Below are 20,578 nucleotides of genomic sequence, written 5' to 3'. Positions count from 1 at the left end.
CGTCAGGTGGCGGGGCGCACGGGGTACTGGGCGGCACGATCCCGGCTCTCGTCGAAATCCATCGGCCAGGCGACGGCGCCGTCCGGCAGATCGCGCACCTTGCGGGCCAGGATGAAGGCGTTGCCGTAGCCGGGATTGATCGGAACGGAGGCGAAGACGCCGCGCCGTTCCTCCGGATACATGTGCATGACGTTCACCATGCCGGCGGCGATCACCTCGAAGCCGGTCGCCGGCCCGAACAGCACTTTCAGCCCTTCGTCGGAATAGCGCCAGAAATCGTTGGGCGTTTCATGCAGCGGGTAGGTCTGCGGGGCGCTGTGGAAGACGATGCCGCCCATGCTCAGCGCGCGGTTGGAGGCCGCCGCCAGCACCCAGGGGCAGGCGAGATGCTCGATCACCGACAGGGAGAAGACGGCGTCGATGCTGCCCTGCCCGACGAGGCGGTCGAGCGCGTGGGCGTCGCCCACCACATCCACGCCGGGGGCGGCGTGGATGTCGATGCCGACGTAGCGCTTCGCCCCGGTGAAATAGCTGCGCATGTTCTCGCTCGCCTCGCCGACATGGCGGGACCCGATTTCGGCGACGACGAGGTTGCGCTCGTTCACCTCCGTGACGAAACGGCCGAGCGTATGGACGAAGTCGTTGATGGTGTCGTGCTGGTACTCCGTCCAGGGCTCCTTCAGCAGGGTGCTCTTGGGAAGCTCGATGGGGATGGAGCGGCTGCCGGCATCGCTGGTCACCTCGAAATGGACCGGCTGGCCGGGTCGGCCCTGCACATAGCCGACGAAGCCGCTGTTCACGACATGCGGATGGTCCGGATAGAAGGCCAGCAGGTCCTCGCGGCGGCGGAACTCCGGCACGTCGTAGACGTCGTCGCCGACCCGGATGCGCAGGCCGCTCAGCCGGTGCTGGTGGCAATGGATCCAGCCCTCGAAATACATCCCGTGCTTGTCGCACCAGAAGACGTCGATGCCATAGGCCACCGGAAGCGCGTCGTCCGAACCGGGCAGAGCCCGCGCCATGCCGAACGTGCTGGCCGACGGAAGCACGACGGGCGGACGGGCGTCGAGCCCGATGCGCCGGGCGTGGGCGGCCAGAGCGGCGGTGGCCGGCGGCGTTTCGCCCTGGGTCACGAACAGATGGAAAACGTCCCCGGCTTCATTGGCGAAGGCCGGGAAGGGAACCGGAAAGCTGTTCCGGAACAGCGTCCAGTCGCGCACGCTCAATTGGCGGGAATCACCGGTGGCCGGCTGCACGACGCTGACCGTGACCGGCCGGTCGGCCGCGAGCGGAGCCCCCTGCAGGTCGAGCCGTATGCTGGCGAGGCCGCCCGTTTCAGCCACGAAGCGTTCGGCCACGATCAGCCGAGGGATGTGTCCCAGGCGGTGGACGAACGGCTGGGCAGGCTCCGGCAAGCGGGCGGCGATACGGGCGAGCAGGCTCATAAGACGGGACTTCCTGGCCGGGCGGGGCAGAGAGGAACGGCGACGGCGCCGGTGTATGCCCGGAGCGGGCCCGGCGATATTGGATAAGTCGCCTTTCCAGAGCAAGCCTCTTGGCCCGGTTGTGCAGCGCCTTCCGGCTGCACGGCTGCCCGCGCGGGATCGGGACGCGCCGGATGGCCGTCCCGATCCCCCTGTCAGGCGAGCGCCCAGATGCTCAGATAGCCCTGGCCGACCGCGGAGGTCAGCGCGTCGATCGGCTTTCCGCTGAAGGTGAGGCAGGCGTCCGGTATGCCGTCGCCGTTGAAGTCGACGTTCGCGGTCGCCCCCTTGCTTCCCTCGGCTCCGGCCATGGCTTCCCAGGTCAGGGAGGAGGTTCCGTTCTGCCAGCCCCAGAGGACGGCCATCTCCCCGGCCTCGATGTCGGTGATGGTCGACCAGACCGGCTGTCCGCTGCGTCCGTCGAGGAAAAAGGTGTCGTGACCGGTGCCGCCGACCAGAAAATTGGAGCCGGTCCCGCCGTCGATCACGTCGTCGCCGGCGCCGCCGACCAGGGCGTCGTTGCCGGCCAGGCCGTGGATGAAGTCGTTGCCGTCCGTTCCGGCGACGGCCTCGCTGGCGTTCGTGCCGATCCATTGCCATTGCAGGAAGTCCACCGGTCCGGCATAGGCCGCCGCCTGCTGCAGCAGGGTCTGGCTCGACGAGACGCTCCCGATCGAAAAGAAGGTGTTTGCCCAGGTGCCCGGAGCGGCATCGGGATTCGGGGCCATTACGATGTTGCCGAAGGACAGGTGCTCGATGTTCCGCAGGATGCTGACACCGTCACGGCCGGAGACCGTCACTTCGTTCGGCGCGGTGTTCATGATCGTGTAGTCATGGAAGGCGCCGCTGAAAAGCGCCGTGTCGAACCCGTTTCCTCCATCCAGCAGATCGTTGCCGCCGCCGCCGCTGAGCGTGTCGTCCCCGTCGCCACCGTAGAGCTGGTTGTCCCGGCTGTTGCCGATCAGCATGTCGTTTCCGGAACCGCCGATCGCCGCCTCGATCCACGTGTCGTAGGCGATGCCGAGCGTTGCCGTTTTCAGGGTGAAGCCGGCCGTCCAGGTGGGGCCCAGGTTGCTGTAGGTGCCGGGGACGAGGCTGATCAGGGCCGGGGTCGTCTGGTTCGACCAGTCGATGGTGTCGTGGCCGCCGGCGTCCCAGATGGTTTCCAGGATCTTCTCTCCAGGCTTCCAGGAATAGACGGTGTTGCCGGCGTTGGTCGTCATGTTGGCACCGTACAATTGCTGGATGGCCAGCACATCGTTCACCATCGGGGTGGTCGGGAAACGGCTTTGCCAATAGCCGAAATCGGCCGGCAGGCTGGGGGTGGAGCGGTAGCTCATCACCGTGTATTGCTGGGCATCGATCTCCCTGGGGGCGGCTGGAAAGACGCCGTCGGTCTCGTGCGGATGTTTCAGGCCGAGCGCGTGGCCGATCTCGTGAACGGCGGTCAGATAGGCGTAGGAACCAGGCTCCCAGGACAGGCCGGGATCGGCGAACTGCATGCCGAACCAGATGTCGCCGCCTTCTGGCAGGGTGCCGTGGGGCATGATCGTGTAGGCAATCGACGGCGCGGCGCTGCCGCCGATGCGGATGTCGCCGCAGGAATCCCCGGTGTCGGGAACCTCGATCAGGGAAATGTTCGCCACCGCGCTCCAATGCGCGAAGGCGGTGCGGATGGCATCCTTGGCCGTGTCGGACAAGGTCCAGGCGCTTGCCGGGTCCGGCGTCGCGTAAAAGGGCTGATAGGTTGATACACCCGCCGTCCCAAAGGAGTAGGTGAGGGTAACGCCTTCTCCCGCCAGATTCCCCCATTGGTATTGTGATATCAAAGAATCGGCAATGATGTTTCCGCTTGGCAGCGCCCTGGTCACAGGGAAAACGGAGCCCGGCGTGCTCATACGACGCCCCTAAATTTTCAGTGGAAAGCGATCTCCTTAATTTGGTGTTTTCTATGAGCGATCAAATTGTTCAGTTGTGTTCAGTAATCTCTATTTGTGACTAATAGATAATGATTGCACAGTTTTCGTATGAAGCAGCAATTATGGAATTTCTGTCTGCGATGGGCTTAGACTGAACAGGCTTGGGGAGAAAGCGGGCGCAAGATCTGTCGGGTGCCTGGGTATTCCCAAGGCGACAGATGAATCCGTCAGGATTATTCGTGTGGATGAGACGCCCGAAAAGCCATTGTGAAGACGATTCCGCGCCTCGCCGACGGCGTGATGCCAGCGGCTTTGGAGGCTGGCTCCGTCCCCTTTGGCAGCCCTGCGGACTCACGCCTGCGAAGGCAAGCGGCCGGACGGCCGCGCCCGCTGTTTGAGAACAAGCGTAGAGCCTGATGCGTCAAGCTCTACGCTTGATGGTATGAGGCCGCAGCCGAATGAGGGGTGTGGATCCGAAGCGAACGGAGGCTTGCTTCAGAGGCCGCGCAATGTGCCTTTGCCGAGATTGCTCCGGTACCACGCATAGGTGCGTGCGAAGCCTTCGTGCAGCGGGGTCGACGCCGTCCAACCCATCGCCTCCATGCGGCTGACGTCCATCACCTTGCGCGGGGCACCGTCGGGCTTGCTGGTGTCGAAGTGGAATCCGCCCTCGTAGCCGATTACCTCCGCCAACAGCTCGGCCAGTCCGCGGATGGAGATCTCCTGGCCGGTGCCGAGATTGACGTGCGGTTCTTCGGAGTAATGCTTGGCCAGGAAAACAAGGCCGTCGGCGAGGTCGTCGACGAACAGGAACTCGCGCATGGGGGTGCCGGTCCCCCAGAGTTCCACCGTGTCCGCCCCGCTTTCCTTGGCCTGGTGAATCTTGGCCAGCAGCGCCGCGGCGACATGGCCCTGCTGCAGGTCGAAATTGTCCCCGTAGCCGAACAGGTTGGTCGGCATGGCGGAGACGAAGTCGCAGCCATACTGCCGCCGGTAGGCTTGGCACAGCTTGATGCCGGCGATCTTGGCGATCGCGTACCACTCGTTGGTCGGTTCCAGCGCCCCGGTGAGGAGGGCGTCCTCACGCATCGGCTGTTCGGCCAGACGCGGGTAGATGCAGGACGAGCCGAGGAAAACCAGCTTCCGGACGCCGGTGCGCCAAGCCGCGTGGATGATGTTCGTCTCGATGGCGAGATTGTCGTACAGGAATTCGGCGGGGCGCGTGCTGTTGGCGTGGATGCCGCCGACCGTCGCCGCGGCCAGAAAGACGGCATCGGGCCGGGCCGCGGCCATCCACTCCTCCACCTCCGCCTGCCGGCGCAGTTCCAACGCCTCCCGGCCGACGGTCAGAACCTCGCAACCCTCCCGCTCCAGGCGGCGCACGATGGCCGAACCGGCCATCCCGCGATGGCCGGCGACCCAGACACGTTTGCCTTCAAGAGAGAAAGGGACAAAGGAGGACGGGGACGACGACGGCATGTCTGGACTCCTGGAAACGGACAGCGAAGCACCATGGATCGGAACGGCGGCGAAAGCCAGCCGCGGCCGTCCGTGATGGCCGGCAACGAGATGGCAGGGCTGCGGGGCGTCGGGCCTTCATGCCCCGGCGCTCTGTTCCAACGAGACGTCAATCCCGGCATAGTGATCCATGGCTGTCCCTCCATGATGCTTGGGGCCGATCCGCTCGGACCCCGTTTCTCACACCATCACTGTGGGGACAGTCGCCTGCCCAAGCCAGAGCTTAGAGCAAGGCCTATTACGGCATCTAGTTCCAAACCTTTAATGATTTAGTGAAATTTTACCATTACTGAGGATAGGTAACAACCTCTTCAGGGGCACCTAACAGCCTATGGCGGTAGTTTCAGATGACGTTGTGAACCCGATCCCACATAACCGTGGCCATTGGCTTTGCGGGCGTTGTCGGACGGTCGTTCCGATGACCCGCATGAGGCCAGAGCCACGCGTCGTCGCTGTCCTGAGCGCCCCCCACCCCCCTGACCGGCACGGGCACACTTCTGTCTCCAAGGGCATTTGCCACACGCCGGGGCCGGAAAGCGCAGCCTTGAAACACAGACGCAGGATAGCTGAGGACACGTTATGGGAACCCGCATTTCCGAAGGATCGGCCGAGGAACTGGTCACACCCGTCATCCTGTCCGGTGGTTCGGGAAGCCGACTGTGGCCGTTGTCCCAGGCGATGCACCCGAAGCAGTTCCTGCCACTGGCCGGCGAGCTGACTATGATCCAGGAGACCGCGCTCAGGGTCGCGGGTTCCCGCTTTGCCCCGCCGCTGGTCATCTGCAACGAGGAGCACCGCTTCCTCGTCGCCGCACAGCTGCGCGCCAAAGCCATCCGCCCCGCCGAGATCATTCTTGAGCCGGTCGGGCGCAACACCGCTCCGGCCGCCTGCATCGCCGCCCTGAAGCTGCTGGAAGCAGGGGGGAGCCCGCTCATTCTGGTGATGCCGTCCAACCACGTCATCACCGCCCCGAACCGCTTCCTGAAGGCCGTCGGGGAGGCATCGGACGCCGCCCTGACCGGCGCCCTGGTGACCTTCGGCATCATGCCGGACCGCACGGAAACCGGCTACGGCTACATCAAAGCGGGCGCCGCCGTCGAGCGGTTCATCGAGAAGCCGGATCGCAACACCGCCGAAGCCTATCTGACGGACGGTTCCTACCTCTGGGACAGCGGCATCTTCCTGTTCTCCGCCGCCTATTTGGCCGAGCTGGACCGGACGAACCCGGCGATGGTCGAAGCCTGCCGCCAGGCGCTGTCGGGCGCTGAACGGGACCTGACCTTCTGCCGGCTGGCGGCGGACGCCTTCGCGGCCTCGCCGTCGGACTCTATCGACTACGCCGTCATGGAGAAGGCCGCGCGGGCCGCCGTGCTGCCCGTGGGCATGGGATGGAACGACGTCGGCGCCTGGTCGGCGCTGTGGGACATCGGCGACAAGGATAGCAACGGCAACGTCGTCCAAGGCGACGTTGTGCTGCACGACGCGCGCAACGTCTATGTCTGGTCCGACGATCATCCGGTCGCCGGGCTGGAGAACATCGTGGTGATCGCCACCGATGACGCCATCCTGCTCACCGTCCACACCCGCGCGCAGGACGTGAAGCATGTGGTTGAACGGCTGAAGGCAGACGGGCGCACCGAGCATTCCCTGCACACCACCGTCCACCGCTCCGGGGGCACCTACCGCGGCGTCGACCTCGGCAACCGCTTCCAAGTCAAGCGCATCGTCGTCAATCCGGGCGAGCGGCTATTCCTGCAGATGCACCATCGCCGGGCCGAGCACTGGATCGTCGTCGAAGGAACGGTGTTGGTGACGCATGACGAGGAGCAGCTCTACGTCTACGAGAACCAGTCCGTCTACATCCCGCTGGGAACGGTGCGCCGGCTCGAAAACCCCGGCCGGGTTCCGCTCCACCTGATTGAGGTCCAGTCGGGCGGCTACCTCGGCGAGGACGACATCGTGCGCTTCGAAGACGCGTACGGCCGGGTGGCGCCCCGCGCGTGCGCCGGCATGACGCCGACGGCACTTGACCACGTCCATTGAGAACGTTTGAGAACGTTGTAAACCCGTATGACTGTTGAATTTTTAGCAGAAGCCGGAACCGTTCAAGCGCCGTCGGCATAACCCGACCGCCGTCCGCGAAAGCCGCTCTGGCCTCTGACCCCTGCAAAGCAAGTGATGGAGCACCCCCAGTGTCCCTGCCTGTGATCCAGCCAACGGCAACAGCGCCCGCGCGCGAGCCCCAGGACATCCTGAGCGTCATCCACGACGTCGTGTCCAAGCTCGGCCGCCGCAACAACCTTCAGGTGGCGGACGCGGGCCCGGAGGCGATGCTGTCGCTCGCGGAGTTCTACCGGCTGGGTGACGCGGAGGCCGTCTTCCTCGCCTACACGACGATCTTCGGCTGCGTGCCGGACCTGGACGGCTTCCGGCACTATGTGTCCACCCTGCGCCGCGGAGCGATGAGCCGTCGGCAGTTTCTGGAAACGATGCGCAACGCGCCACAGGCCCAGGCCCGGCGCCTGCGCATCCTGCAGGACGCCACGGAGCATGAGATGGCCGCGGGCGGACCGCGCCAGGAGGAGCTCCCGCGCACCTTCCACACGGCGGCCGACTTCAGCGCCGACAATGTCGACCAGTTCCTGACGCACGCCTACACCGTTATCCTGAAGCGCGCGCCGGATCCGACGGGCATGGACTCCTACCGTGAGGCGATGGCCAACGGCGCCACCCCCGCCCAGGTCCTGGCATCGCTCCTGACCTCGGACGAACACAAGACGCGGAGGCAGCCGGTCGTCATCTTCGGGATCACGCCGGTGGACGAGGTCTTCAAGGCCCTGTTCGACACGATCGAAGGCATGTCGTCGACGATCATCAACCTTGAGCACCAGCTGCTCGCCATCAAGAACGGCTGAGGCGGAATTCGGACATGAAAAAGCTTCTGGTCCTGTGCTTCTTCCCGGCTTTCACTCCCCCGGTGAGCGGCGGCGAGCTGCGTCTGTTCAACATGTACAAGCGCCTCAGCGAGCGCTTCGAGGTCAGCCTCGTCTCCTGGACGTACGAGCAGAGCCGCTTCGAGATCGTACGGCACAGCCCGAACCTTCGGGAGTACCGCGTGCCAAAGGACTCCTCCTTCGCCGCCGCCTACGACAGTTGCCATCGGGCCGGCATCACCGGCGAGCTGGCCGGCGTCGTCTGCGCCATGGTCGGCCGTGGCGACACCCAGTACCACAAGGTGGTGGCGGAGCTGGCTGCCGATGCGGACGCCGTGGTCCACGAGTTCCCCTACACGCTGCTCTACGACCGCGACATCGGGTTGGACGGCAAGCCGCGCTTCTACAACAGCCACAACCTCGAAAGCGAGATGGTCACCTCGCTCGTCCACGGTGGGCGCGCACAGGAAGCCATTGATCTGGTGGCCCATCTGGAGCGCTCGCTGGCGGCGCAGAGCCGGCTGGTCTTCGCGACCTCCAGCGAGGAGTTGCTGAAATTCCGCCTGCTGTACGGCGTCTCGGCGGAGAAGCTGCGCTTGGCCCCGAACGGCTTCTCGCCGGCCGACTTCGATTTCGAGCGCCCCGCGACTGAAACGGCGGAGCTTTACGCCCTCTTCATGGGGTCGCAGCACCCTCCCAACATCGAGAGCGCCCGCTTCATCGTGGAGACGCTGGCCCCGCAGTTCCCCCAGCAGCGCTTCGTCCTCGCCGGCCGTGTCTGCCAGTCGTTCAGCTGGGCGCCGGACAACGTGCAGCTTCTTGGCGAGGTCAGCAGCGAGGAGAAGAAGACGCTGTTCCAGCGCGCCGGATTTTTCGTGAACCCGATCTTCGCCGGCGCCGGGACCAGCCTGAAGATGGTCGAGGCGATGGCGGCGGGGCTGCCAATCGTCACCACGACGGCGGGGGCTCGTGGCCTGGGGCTGTCGGACACCGTCAACGCCCTGTTCGCCGAGCGCGAGGGCTTCGCGACGGCGACGGGGCGGCTCATCCAGGACGCCGCCCTGCGCCGGACCTTGGGCTCGGCCGCGCGGCGCGCCGCCTTCGAGCGCTTCTCCTGGGTCGGCATCGGCCAAGCGGTCGCCAACGAGATCGAGCGCGCGATCACTGTCCCGGCGGCGGGCGCGGCCCCGCGCCCGCTGGTGCTGGTGGTCAACGACTACTCCGTGCGCAACGCCGTATCCGGCGGGTCGAAGCGCATCCACAGCCTGTTGCGCGAGGTGGGCAAGCAGCGCGACGTCGCCCTGCTCTGCCTGCACGGAAAGCCGGTCGTCGAAGTGGAGGAGCTGGCCCCTGGCTTCACCGAGATCCGTGTTCCCAAGACGGACGAGCAGAAGGCCTTCGAGAGCGGCGTGAATGGCAGCAACTGGATCTCGATCAACGACATCGCGTCGTCGCTGTTCTGCCTGCAGAATGCCTGGCTGGTCCGGCTGTTCCGCCGCATCAGCGACAACGCCGGGTCGATCGTCTTCTCGCACCCCTACATGGCGCCGTTGCTGGAGGTCATGGGGGCGCCACGCGCGGTCATCTACGAATCCCACAATGTCGAAGCCGACATGAAGGCCGACATCCTAAAGCCGCACCACGACGGGGAAATCCTTAGCGCCTTCGTCCGACGGCTTGAGGACTACATGCACGAACGGTCGAACGCCGTGATGACCGTCACCACCGCCGACCGGATGGTTCTGGAGGCGCGGCGGCCCGGCATCCCCGGCACGGTCGTGCTGAACGGCTGCGAGGTGCTGCCTCTTCCGCAGGCCCAGGCGACCGCCACGCAACGCGACGCACGCGACCTCTCCGCCGGCTTCCGCGCGGTCTTCGTCGGCAGCGGGCATCCGCCTAACATCGAGGCGGCCAAGATGCTGTGCACGAAGGTGCTGCCGCGCTTCCCGAACATGCAGCTCTGGGTCATCGGCTCCGCCGGGGAGTCGTTGGACGCTTTCGCCGCCTTGCCCGGCCTGCGCCGCTTCGGCGTGGTGTCCGACCGGGAGAAGCACGACCTCCTGCTCCAGGCGGACATCGCCCTCAACCCGGTGGTTAGCGGCGGCGGTTCCAACCTCAAGCTCTCCGACTATTTCGGCTACGCGCTGCCGACGGTCTCCACCGCGGACGGGGTGCGCGGCTTCGACGTCCGCCACGGCGAGCATCTCCTCGTCGCCCAGGACGCGGAGCAGTTCGTCCAGGCCATCGCGGATCTGGTTGCCGACCGCGGCAAGCGCGCCACGCTCGCCGCCGGGGGGTATGGCTTCGCCTGCAATCACCTGGACTGGCGGCAGCTCGGCCGGCGCTACGAGGAGGTCCTGAATGCGGTCGAGAGCACCATGCCCGGTCCGGCGGCCCCCCTTGCCAAGGACCGGGGGCCGCGCGTGCTGGTGGTGACCTACCGCTACACCGAGCCCTGCCTGGGCGGCGCCGAGGAGTATCTCGTGCGCCTGCTGAAGCGTTACGCGGAGCTGACCAGCGCATCCATCGATCTGGTGGCCCCCAACGTCGGCCACATCAGCAACCTTCATCACTTCGTCTCCGATTACAAGACTGCCGAAACGAAGCCGGAGCAGTTGTTCGCTCCCTTCCTGAACCGGATTGACCTGTTCCCGGCGACCGCCTTCGACGCCTCCATGCAGAAGGCGGCGGCGGAGCGGCTGTCGCAGTCCTGGATGGCCGAACAGCGCCGTCTGGGGCGGCAATCCATTGGAATGCTAGCAGCCTCCTCCCTGTTGGGCGGGTGGCACGGGCTCGAAATCCACGAACAGAACGTCCAATGCTGGTCGAGCGAACACGCCGAGATCTACATCGCGGCGGGCGCTTCCAACCTGCGCCTAACCGGGTGGCATCCCGGCCCAGTGGACATCGATCTGCAGATCGACGACGAGCCACCCGCGCGCCTGATGCTGCAGGACGATTTCTCGTTCGACATGCTCCTGACGCCGGAGACGGGCCACCGCATCAGTCTGGCCATGCCCGCCCGCACGGCCGGCCCCAACGACGTACGCCGGATCGGCATCCTGCTGAAGCGGCTTGAGGTCGTGCAGGGCCGCCAGGGCGTCTGGCAACGGGTGCCGCTGGAGCAGAGCTTCGACGCGTTCTGGCGGGAGAACGATGCCGCCGGCTGGATCGACGCCCTGCGCAACGTGGCGCAGGCGCGCTCCGAAGCCGATGAGGAAGCATTCCTTCACACCCGCGGCCCGCGCTCGCCGGATTTGGTGGAACATGTGCGCAAGGTGGCCGGCCGGTACGACCTAGTCCTGCTTCAGGGCGTTCCGTTCAGCAACTCGGTCGACGTCGTACAGGCGGTCCGCGACGCCGACGTGCCGCTGCTGCTGCTGCCCCACTATCACGTGGACGACGCCTTTTATCACTGGCGCCAATACTATGATGCTTTCGCGAAGGCCGATGCGGTCCTGTCCTTCTCGCACTGGGTCAACGCGCACTTCTTCGACAAGCTGGGCGTGACCGCCCCCATCATCGCCGGCGGCGGTGTCGAGCCGGCCGAGTATCTGGCACGAGGCCACCAGCTGGAGCAGTTCCAGCAGTTCCGGGGCAGCGATCGCCCCTATTTCCTCGTGCTGGGCCGCAAGACGGGGTCCAAAGGCTATCGCACCATCATCAAGGCCCATCAGCAGCTGCTGCACAGCCAGAAGCTCGACGTCGACCTCGTGCTGATCGGGCCCGATGAGGACCGGCAGCCGGTCGAGGGGACGAGCGTTCACTACTATGGTCGCCTCAGCCGCGAGTTGACGCTTGGCGCATTGGCCGGATGTGTAGCATTGGTGACGATGAGCGCCAGCGAGAGCTTTGGCATCGTTCTTATCGAAGCGTGGATGAGCGGCCGGCCGGTCATTGCCAACAAACGTTGCCTGTCCTTCACCGAGCTAATAGAAGAGGGTACAGATGGTTTCCTTGTCGGCAATGTTACTGAACTCAGTGAGGCCATGAGGATATTGGTGAATAACCCAGCACAGGCGGCATCTATGGGCAATGCGGGACATAGTAAGGCAGTCCAACAGTACACTTGGTCTGCCGCTGCGCAGCGATTCCAAAATATTGTCGCAGGCATATGCATACACTCACTGGCGAAGGAGCAACCATAGGAGGATAGTTCCGACAGTCACCGCACCCTCCTCCCCCGTAATTGCTCAGTGGGCTGGCAGCATCGGTGTTCAGGCGACAGCGAAGGTGCCGTTGACGAGGTCGCGGATGGCGATCCAGGCGGATTGGCCTTGCCGGCGCGCAGTTCCAGTGACGGAGCGATAGCCGGCGTGGATGCCCGGCCCCCAGTTGGAGCGGAAGCCATTGGTGACCTTGCGGAAGATCACGGACGGGCGGACTTCCCGCTCGCTGCCGTTGTTGGTCGGCAGCACGCGGCGGTCGCTGAGAAAGGCCGCGCCGCCCATGGCTCCGTCGAGTGTCATCGGGGCGGTGACGCCCGACAACCGAAGGGCGCCGACGAAGGTCGTCGTCTTCCAGTGCCCATGGGGAACCGCAGCGCGGCAGCGCTCGCCTCGTGGTGCGCGGCCATACATCCGCGCCATCTTGGTGGAGGTGCCGCATTCATCGACGAACACCAACCGCTCCGGGTCCAGGTCCGGCTGGGCGTCGAACCAGGCTTGGCGGCGGGCGGCTATGTCCGCTCGATCCTGTTCGGCAGCGTGTGAGCTTCCCCTGAAGCAGTGGACAGCGGGTTATGCGGCCTGTCGCTCGGCCTGCTCAGGGGTGATGTAGCCAATCGCCGAGTGCAGGCGTTGGCGATTGTAGTAGCCTTCGATGTAGGCGAACAGGTCCCGCTTGGCGTCCTCGCGGGTTGCGTACCGTCGATGGTGGACGAGTTCCGATTTCAGGCTTCCAAAAAGCTTTCCATCGGCGCGTTATCCCAGCAGTTCCCCTTGCGGCTCATCGACAGGGTGATGCCGTGGCTTTTCAAGGCCTTGCGGCATTCCGCCGAGGCGTATTGGCACCCGCGATCGGAAGGGTGCAGAAGGCCGGGGGCGGGCCGCTGGCGCTGGAGGGCCATGGTGAGTGCCGCCAGCGGCAATTCGGTGCGCAGATGATCGCGCATCGCCCACCCAACCGCCTTGCGACTGAACAGATCCAAGACCACCGCCAGGTACAGCCAGCCCTCGTCGGTCGGCACGTAGGTGATGTCGGTGAGCCAGACCTGGTTCGGAGTCGCGGGGGCGAAGTTGCGATCGAGGAGGTTGGGGGCGATCGGCAGAGCGTGATTGCTGTCGGTGGTGCGGACCCGGAAGGCCCGGGGACGCTGGGCGCGAAGACCGTGACGGTGCATGAGGCGTTCGACACGCCCCCGGCTGACGGTTCGGCCCTGCGCCCGCAGGGCGGCATGGATTCGCGGGGCTCCGTAGCGCTCGCGGTGATCGGCGTGAAGCCGCCGGATATCATCGAGCAACTGCCGGTTCGCCGCCTTGCGCGGGCTCTCCGGTCGCGTGCGCCAAGCATAGTAGCCGGACGGCGACACGCCGAGCGCATCGCAGAGCACCCGAACCGGGTATTCGTCCCGGCAATCCTCAATGATCCGGAACCTCATTTCAGAGGCTCCGAGAAAATGGCTACAGTTTTTTTTAATATGTCACGTTCCATGCGGACGCGGTCGAGTTCGCGCTTCAGGCGCGCAATTTCCGCCGATTGATCGCCGGCGGCCAGGGGGGGCGGCGCTTGCTTGGTGGGGAGCTGCGCCGGCCCCCTGGCCCGGAAACGCGCCGCCGCCACGTGCGCAGCATCGACGGCTGGATGCCCAAGTCCTTGGCGACGTGCTCCAGGGGCCGGCCACTGCTTTCCAACAGGGCCACGGCCTCCCGCTTGAACTCGTCCGTGAAGAAGCGCCGCTTCGTCGTCATGTCCACCTCTCCGCTCCCCGCGGGAGCTTAACAAAGGTGTCCACCGATTCGGAGGAGGCTCACACTCGTCCACCCCCAGCACCCGAGGCGCCGGGGCGTCAACACGCGGGGCCGTGGTGGCGAGTCGCAGGAGGGTGTCGGCAGAGATCGGCATGGCGAGGCGCTGGACGAGCCGCCCGCCGGCTTCCCCGCCCAGGGCGAGCGCAATGTGACGTTGAATGTCGACGAGGCGCTCGGAGCGGCGGGCGGAGGGTTGCACGATCCCAGGCAGGCCTTCGGCGAAGGTGCGCTTCGGGCAACCGGCCTCTCGGCATAGAAACCGGCGTGCCTGGAGGCGAAGGATCACCGGTCGGCCTTGCCATGGCAGATCGGCCAACCGGCGCTCGTAGCGGCTGTGCACACGGGACGAGGGCGCGTGGCAACGCGGGCACGGGACTGACCGGCGCTGAGGGCGGACGAAGATGGTGATGCGGTCCGGCTCCGGCAGAACATGCTCGACGCAGAGACCATCGGGGATCACGGGGAGGAGGCGCTTGGTCACAGTGAACTGAAGCTGTTGCGATGTTCACCTCATGTGCTCACCTTTGGCGTCCTGCGCCACCAGCATCACGCAAAGTGCGGGAGAACCAAACTTCATTCGGCCTTTACATCCGTTCCACCACCCAGCGGCGCAGCAGCACGTGGAAGCCCTTTTGCTCGGCCAGACGCCGGATCACGGCGACGGTGAAGTCCAGGAAGGCGGCCTTGCTGAGCAGCCGGCCACGGCGTAGGCGCCGTCACCGAACAGATGCTTGAGCCAGGGCCAGCGTTTACGCAGGGCATCCAGGATCAACTGGGCGCCGGCGGAATCCGACAGATCGGCCGGAGTGAGGCGGACCATCAGCAACCGGCCGTCGGTGTCCACCGCGATATGGCGCTTGCGTCCGGTGATCTTCTTGCCGGCGTCGTAGCCGCGCTCCGCGGCATTGGGTGCCTTGACCGACTGGCTGTCCAGGATCGCGGCGGTCGGGCTGCCGGCCCGGCCTTCGATCTCGCGGTCGAGCATGAGAGCGAGGTCGTGGATCGTGCGGAACAGCAGGCGCCGCACCAGACGGCGGAACCACCAGTAGACCGTCTGCCAGGGCGGCAAGTCCTTGGGCAGCATGCGCCAGCCGCAGCCTGTGCGCGCCAAGTAGCGGATGGCGTTCAGAACCTCCCGCAGATCGACACTGCGCCGCCGGCCCCGCTTGGCCGGGCGCGGCAGCCATGGTTTGATCAGAACCCACTCCGTGTTCGTCAGGTCCGTCGGATACCGCTGTGACCGCCGTTCCTGCCGCGCCTGCTTCGCTCGATGAGCCTTCGTCCACATCGCCTGTCTCCCGCTTCCACTCGGAAAACAGGCAAACCCTCATTCCCAAACGGGCTCTCACAACCTTGTGAGACAAAAGTTTCTGACTGCAGTATAGGCTAGCCTTTGTGAGTCGTTGCGCTACTCTGTGATGTAATTTTCCTGATTGGGGCACTCTTAGAGAGGTAACGCATGACACATCCTTACCGCGGTCGTCCGGGCTACAGCTACTGGAAAAGCGGCGTTCAGAGTTTGCGGGCCGCTGATATCGATCCGGTGGTTTCCACTCCCTTCCGCATCGCCAGCACAGATGCCGTCGCTACCGCCGGAAGCTGTTTTGCCCAGCACATCGCCCGCTTCCTCAGCCGCCAGGGCTTTAACTACATGATCACAGAAACAACCCCGCAAAACCAAGATGCCGAAGCGGAGGGATTTGCAATGTTCACTGCGCGCTATGGAAATATATACACTGTACGACAATTACTACAACTTTTCACCCGAGCTTATGGACTTGTAATACCAAATGAAAATACTTGGAAAGTGAATGATTGTAGTTGGGTTGACCCCTTTCGGCCACGAATTCGGAAAACAGGTTGGCCTTCTGTAGCGGAATTAGAGAAAGATCGGAAAATTCATTTGTCTTGTGTGCGAGAAATGTTTGAATCCTGTGATGTGTTCATCTTCACTCTTGGCTTGACCGAGTGCTGGACAGGCGCTGTGGATGGAATGGCTTATCCGCTTGCGCCGGGCGCCATTTATGATTGTGACGATACTAAATACAAGTTCACCAACATGCGCACCGGCGAAATGGTCGTCGACCTTATTGAATTTATTGATAAGTTGCGCATTGTTAACCCTGGGGTGCGAATCATCCTCACCGTCTCGCCAGTACCGCTGATCGCAACCGCTGAGGATCGACATGTCCTAGTTTCTAACACTTACAGTAAAGCTGCGCTTCGAGTTGTTGCGGAAGAGGTCAGTAGCATGCGGCCAAATGTGGCCTATTTTCCTTCTTACGAAATTATTGCTGGACAGCAAGCGGAATCACGCTATTACGCTGACGACCTGCGCAGTGTCACCGATGAGGGGATTGCTCATGTAATGTCAATATTTAGCAGGCATTATTTGTCCAATGCAGAGGGAACCGCCCTCGCTCCTTCCGAGGTAAAGAGCGCGCCTGTGGACACCGAATCTGCCCGACGGTTCGAAACGTTAGCGGCTGTCATTTGTGACGAAGAATCCTTAGTGAAGGACATGTAGTGGAGGTTTAGAAAATATGAAAGTCTTTGTTCTGGGTAACTGTCAGGTTACGGGCCTGAAAAAATCCTTGAGTGCTCTATTGCCTGATGCAGAGGTTTCTGGATGCTTTCCGTTCGGGAGGGGCGATCTAGACCAAGTAGCAGAGAAAATCCGAGGAATGGATTATATATTCACACAGAAACTACCCGATAACATTATAACAGCTCTAGGTATTTCCTCGGATTCTGTGCGTTCCCGGGTATATACTATTCCCAATATTGCCTTCCCCGGCTATCATCCCGACTGTGTTTACCTTCCTGGTATCAACGCTGCTAACAGTAGCCTTCCGACCGATTATAATTCTGCGATTGCTGTCGCCGGATTTCTCAGAGGAAGAACTCCCGAGGAAACGTTAACCCTTTACAATACTTACATTTATGCCATTTCCGGATACTTCAACAGTTTCTCCATGGCGTGCAGAAACCTCGAAGCACATTTCAAGGCATGTGAGTTTGACCTTTCAGAACATTTGAAGCGATGGGTTGCGAAAGGACCATTCATGCATACGATAAACCATCCTCGGATAAACGTCCTATTAGATATTGCTAATATGGCTGTGAAACGTGCTGGTCTATCGCCGGTCGATGTACCTGACGGTGCGGTGAAAGACGATCTAGCCCATTTCACTCGTTGGCCAATTTACCCGGAGCTTGCCCGGCGTCTAGGGTTGGAGGGTAGTACAATGCTGTATCTCAATCCTGATCCAAGTCGTCCAGCCGTCATGACTCTTCTGGAATACGTACAGAATTGCTTCAAAATATTTCCGACCTTAGATCGAGAGAAAATGCTCATCCCAGAAGTTCGAGCCATTTTGCAGCATATTTGATTGTTCAGCAGAAACAACGTTCCGCCATCAAACACTTAGTTGTGTGATGGCGGAACGTTGTTGGGATCCGGTGTGTTGGGGCATTCAGGAATATGGCTGGATGTTCGCGGGGCTTGCCCGGGCGCGCCATGTCAAACGGAGCAAGGGCGCACAGCGGTCCGTCGCCGCCATGACGAGCCCCAAACCCCCGGCCCCGCTGATCCCGGTCAACCCCACCGCCGCCCTTTGGGCAGTGGCCCGCCAGGGCCAGGGTTGACGGGGAGCACTGGCCGGGGATCATGACCAAGGCGGCGATCGCAGGCTCCGTGGCTTCCATGGAGGGGCCGCCATGTACCAGATCCATCCCAACGCCCGAACCACGCCGGCCGTGCGTGCCGCCATCGCGGCGTCTACCGAGTCCTCCCGCGTGCTGGCCAAGCGCTATGGGGTCAGCACCGAGACCATTCGCAAATGGCGCACGCGCGGTGCTGCCGACGTTCAGGACCATTCCTCGCGGCCGCAGCACCTGCGCTGGCGGGCGACCGAGGAAGAGCGTGCCATCGTCTGCGAGCTGCGCCGGAGCGCCGGAGCACCGGCTTCCCGCTCGACGACCTCACCTTCACGGTGCGCCACTTCCTGCCCCACCTGAACCGGCATTCGATCTACCGCATCCTCAAGGCGGAAGGGCTGAACCGCTTGCCACCGCGGCCGTCCACCATGCCGGCCAAGCCGACCAAAAAGTTCAAGACCTACGACCTTGGCTTCCTCCACGTCGACATCAAGCACCTGCCCAAGCTGCAAACCGCCGATGGCGAGCACCGCCCCCGCTGCTGGATGTCCGATCGTTGGGGCGCGCAGCAGGGGCATGCCGACACCCAGCAAGTCTGCTTGGCTCACGTGCTCCGGGACGTCCAGTATGCCATCGACGCCGACGAACCGTGCTTTGCTCCGGCCCTACGCCGCTTGCTGTGCTGGGCCATGGCCGTCGGGCGACGACGGCCAAGCCTGAAGGACAGCACGCTGGCCCAGTATCGCGCCAAGGCCGACCGGATCCTTGACCGTCTGCTCGCCATGCCGACCATCACGGAGGCCGGAGCCGAGCTGCAGCGGCAGACCAAGCGGTGGCGCTCTCAATTCTTCACCTTCCTCACCGATCGCGACGTGCCGCCGACCAACAACGCGTCGGAACGCGCACTGCGGCCCAGCGTCATCTTTCGCAAAGTGACCAACGGCTTCCGCTCGCTCTGGGGTGCCGATGTCCACGCCCAAACCCGGTCCGTCATTGGCACCGGGCGCCTCAACGGCCTTTCGGCACATCAGGCCATTTCACGGGCCATCGCCGGCCAGCCAATCTTTGCCAACTGACCAACCTCGTGAGCAGTTACAGGTCATGAAAGGAGTAGAATATGACAGAGCGCTATTATTTAGTGAATTTCGATATCACTCCATCTAAAGGGCGCGCATATGACTATAAAGCAGTTGAGAATTCATTGAAGTTCCGGTTCGGAAAAGATAATTATTGTTCGTTCGTTAAGCAATGCTGCATCATCAGAACGTCTCGGGACGCAAGGGAAATTCGTGAATCAATTTCTCAGAAATTGGGAAGTAACTGTAACATGCTTATTGTGAGGTTACGGCGCGGATATGCCTTCAAGATCCTTAACAGGGAAAAGAGACAAACCGCGAACCAGGCCTCATACTGCCGAGCTTAAGCACTGACACACGGGAGCCATGGGTAACTGGTGAGGGAGCGTCGGCGTTCGGGCGTAACGGTGAGAGCGTTCCATGCGTCGCAGCAGGCTTGGACGACGGCGTCGTAGTCGTCCAGAAGCTGGTGGGACAGAAAGCGCTCGCGCAGGTACAGCCAGACGCGCTCGACCGGGTTCAGTTCGGGGCTGTAGGGCGGCAGGGGCACCAGTGTGATGTTGTGTGGCACAACCAGCGCCCGTGCTCCATGCCAGCCGGCCTGATCAAGCACGAGCACCGCCTGGACGTCCGGTTCCAGGCTCCGGGAGAAGCCGTCCAGGAACAGGCTCATGGCGGTCGTGGAGACGGTCGGCATCACCAGCGCGAAGTCGGCGCCGCTGGCCGGACAGACGGCGGCGTAGAGGTAAGCCGAGGTGAAGCGCTTGTCGCACAGCCCGGCCGGACGCTGCCCGCGCTCCCACCAGCGATGCGCGGTGCGGCCCTTCTGGCCGATGCGGGCTTCGTCTTGGAACCAGAGTTGGAGGCGGCACCCAGGGTGTGCGGTCGCCGCAGCCTTCAGCGCTTCGCGCAGCCCCTTTTTTGGAAGGCGGCCTGGGCCTTGGCGTTGGACTGCGGGTGACGGGGCCGCGTCTTCTGCTTCGACAGGTTCAGCCGGCGCACGATGCGCGAGAGGCTGGCCGGATGCAGCGTCTTGGCGAAGCGTTCGGCGATCACCTCGCACAGGATCGGCAGGGTCCACTCCACGCAGCCGTGCCGCTTGGGATCAGGGCCGGCGAGGATGATGGCCTTGAGCGTCGCCTGCTCGCCCTCGCTCAGCCATGCCGGCCGGCCGGGCAGCGGACGATCATGGAGCCCGGCCACGCCTTCCGCGTTGTAGCGCACCACCGCATCGCGCAGGGCTTGGCGGTCCATGCCGGCCAGCCGCGCCGCTTCCGCCCGGCTCACCCCGTCGAGCGCATGGGCGATGGCGAACATGCGTGCCGCCACCCGCCCTTTGCTCTCGCGCCGCGCCAGGGCGCGCAACTCGCTGGCGCTCAGGTCTTCCCGGATTGGCAACGCCGCGGGCATTCGTTCCTCCCCGTCGTGGATGGGGAATCGAATCACCGATCGCCAGCTTTGGGAATCCCCCTCGGTGAGTCAGCGGTTCCGCTCTCCGGTATCAGATACCAGCGTAATCACTCCGTTGCAGAAGGGCGGCAATGCCGCCCTTCTGCTGTCGCGAAAGGGCGCGGAAAAGAGCGCTGGTGAGCGGCAGAACTTATGTTCATGCCGCGTTCTAAGAGCCCGTTTGAGAATGCGGAAAATCCGCAGCATATAGGGAAATAACCTCAGACCACCTACTATATGTTGTGTTCTGCGCTAGTTCTCAAACAGGCTCTAACATTCCGGGCAATTTGCGCGCTTTCGTGCAGTAACCCCAATGGTGGGCGTCGGACCAAGCCCGGCGGAATGCCGGGTCGCGATCGGCAGTCGACACCCGCACGTAGCCGATCGCCGCTGTCCCTTGTCCGGAAACCCGTCCGAAAAACTACGTGTCCGGAAAGTCATCGTTCACGCAGGTTACCGCACAGGTTGAAGGTTGCTGTCAAGCGGACGATAAGCGGACACGATGCGCTCCCTCTGGAGACGATTTTACTCATCATACTTCATAGGAAAGAAGAATTTTTGTGACGAAAA

Annotated in this window: 9 protein-coding genes and 5 pseudogenes; 6 read left to right on the top strand and 8 right to left on the bottom strand. The window is 63.4% G+C overall.

The window, feature by feature from the left end; genetic code table 11:
- Positions 1-2 precede the first annotated feature (2 nt).
- The 3 genes from ACWPN7_RS34005 to fcl form a co-directional block, all read right to left on the bottom strand.
- Positions 3-1,445 (bottom strand): hypothetical protein, encoded by a 1,443-nt coding sequence (locus ACWPN7_RS34005; RefSeq protein ID WP_459198173.1) that lies wholly within the window; start codon positions 1,443-1,445, stop codon positions 3-5.
- Positions 1,446-1,639: 194 nt separating this feature from the next.
- Positions 1,640-3,184: a M10 family metallopeptidase C-terminal domain-containing protein gene (locus ACWPN7_RS34000; protein ID WP_459198174.1), complete on the bottom strand. Its 1,545-nt coding sequence runs from the start codon at positions 3,182-3,184 to the stop codon at positions 1,640-1,642.
- A gap of 714 nt (positions 3,185-3,898) precedes the next feature.
- Positions 3,899-4,882, bottom strand: coding sequence for a GDP-L-fucose synthase (fcl, locus tag ACWPN7_RS33995; RefSeq protein ID WP_459198175.1), 984 nt, complete (start codon positions 4,880-4,882; stop codon positions 3,899-3,901).
- 618 nt (positions 4,883-5,500) lie between these two features.
- Here fcl and ACWPN7_RS33990 point away from each other — a divergent pair.
- The 3 genes from ACWPN7_RS33990 to ACWPN7_RS33980 all read left to right on the top strand — a co-directional run bounded on the left by ACWPN7_RS33990 (position 5,501) and on the right by ACWPN7_RS33980 (position 12,002).
- Complete coding sequence (locus ACWPN7_RS33990; protein WP_459198176.1) at positions 5,501-6,964, top strand: mannose-1-phosphate guanylyltransferase/mannose-6-phosphate isomerase; 1,464 nt, start codon at positions 5,501-5,503, stop codon at positions 6,962-6,964.
- A 149-nt stretch (positions 6,965-7,113) separates the two neighbouring features.
- Positions 7,114-7,836, top strand: a complete 723-nt coding sequence (locus ACWPN7_RS33985) for a DUF4214 domain-containing protein (protein ID WP_459198177.1) — start codon at positions 7,114-7,116, stop codon at positions 7,834-7,836.
- 14 nt (positions 7,837-7,850) lie between these two features.
- Positions 7,851-12,002: a glycosyltransferase family 4 protein gene (locus tag ACWPN7_RS33980; protein ID WP_459198178.1), complete on the top strand. Its 4,152-nt coding sequence runs from the start codon at positions 7,851-7,853 to the stop codon at positions 12,000-12,002.
- A 69-nt stretch (positions 12,003-12,071) separates the two neighbouring features.
- Here ACWPN7_RS33980 and ACWPN7_RS33975 read toward each other — a convergent pair.
- The 4 pseudogenes from ACWPN7_RS33975 to ACWPN7_RS33960 all read right to left on the bottom strand — a co-directional run.
- A pseudogene (locus ACWPN7_RS33975) lies at positions 12,072-12,575 on the bottom strand (transposase); the annotation flags it as partial.
- Positions 12,576-12,593: 18 nt separating this feature from the next.
- A pseudogene (locus ACWPN7_RS33970) lies at positions 12,594-13,763 on the bottom strand (IS3 family transposase).
- Between the two features lie 307 nt (positions 13,764-14,070).
- Positions 14,071-14,283: pseudogene (locus ACWPN7_RS33965) on the bottom strand (transposase family protein); the annotation flags it as partial.
- 130 nt (positions 14,284-14,413) lie between these two features.
- Positions 14,414-15,111 (bottom strand): annotated as a pseudogene (locus tag ACWPN7_RS33960) (IS5 family transposase); the annotation flags it as partial.
- 171 nt (positions 15,112-15,282) lie between these two features.
- Between ACWPN7_RS33960 and ACWPN7_RS33955 the strand changes: the two are divergent.
- From ACWPN7_RS33955 to ACWPN7_RS33945, 3 genes and pseudogenes are all read left to right on the top strand, one after another.
- Complete coding sequence (locus ACWPN7_RS33955) at positions 15,283-16,350, top strand: GSCFA domain-containing protein (RefSeq protein WP_459198179.1); 1,068 nt, start codon at positions 15,283-15,285, stop codon at positions 16,348-16,350.
- Between the two features lie 16 nt (positions 16,351-16,366).
- On the top strand, positions 16,367-17,215 hold the full coding sequence (locus ACWPN7_RS33950; protein ID WP_459198180.1) for a WcbI family polysaccharide biosynthesis putative acetyltransferase: 849 nt from the start codon (positions 16,367-16,369) through the stop codon (positions 17,213-17,215).
- Positions 17,216-17,543: 328 nt separating this feature from the next.
- Positions 17,544-18,559: pseudogene (locus ACWPN7_RS33945) on the top strand (IS66 family transposase).
- 343 nt (positions 18,560-18,902) lie between these two features.
- Here the strand turns inward: ACWPN7_RS33945 and ACWPN7_RS33940 are convergent.
- A protein-coding gene (locus ACWPN7_RS33940; protein ID WP_492273753.1) for an IS630 family transposase occupies positions 18,903-19,969 on the bottom strand; the annotation gives its coding sequence in 2 pieces (ribosomal slippage) (positions 18,903-19,481 and positions 19,484-19,969; 1,065 coding nt in all).
- Between the last annotated feature and the right edge of the window lie 609 nt (positions 19,970-20,578).

This window comes from Azospirillum sp. UENF 312511 (assembly GCF_058780635.1).
Note: the sequence above shows the minus strand (reverse complement) of the source record. Positions and strands in the feature narration are given on the sequence as shown.

Bases quoted from the DNA above. Each gene is read 5' to 3' on its own strand.
- ACWPN7_RS33950 (WP_459198180.1), top strand. From the start codon at position 16,367: ATGAAAGTCTTTGTTCTGGGTAACTGTCAGGTTACGGGCCTGAAAAAA.
- ACWPN7_RS33955 (WP_459198179.1), top strand. From the start codon at position 15,283: ATGACACATCCTTACCGCGGTCGTCCGGGCTACAGCTACTGGAAAAGC.
- ACWPN7_RS33990 (WP_459198176.1), top strand. From the start codon at position 5,501: ATGGGAACCCGCATTTCCGAAGGATCGGCCGAGGAACTGGTCACACCC.
- ACWPN7_RS34005 (WP_459198173.1), bottom strand. From the start codon at position 1,445: ATGAGCCTGCTCGCCCGTATCGCCGCCCGCTTGCCGGAGCCTGCCCAG.
- fcl (WP_459198175.1), bottom strand. From the start codon at position 4,882: ATGCCGTCGTCGTCCCCGTCCTCCTTTGTCCCTTTCTCTCTTGAAGGC.
- ACWPN7_RS33980 (WP_459198178.1), top strand. From the start codon at position 7,851: ATGAAAAAGCTTCTGGTCCTGTGCTTCTTCCCGGCTTTCACTCCCCCG.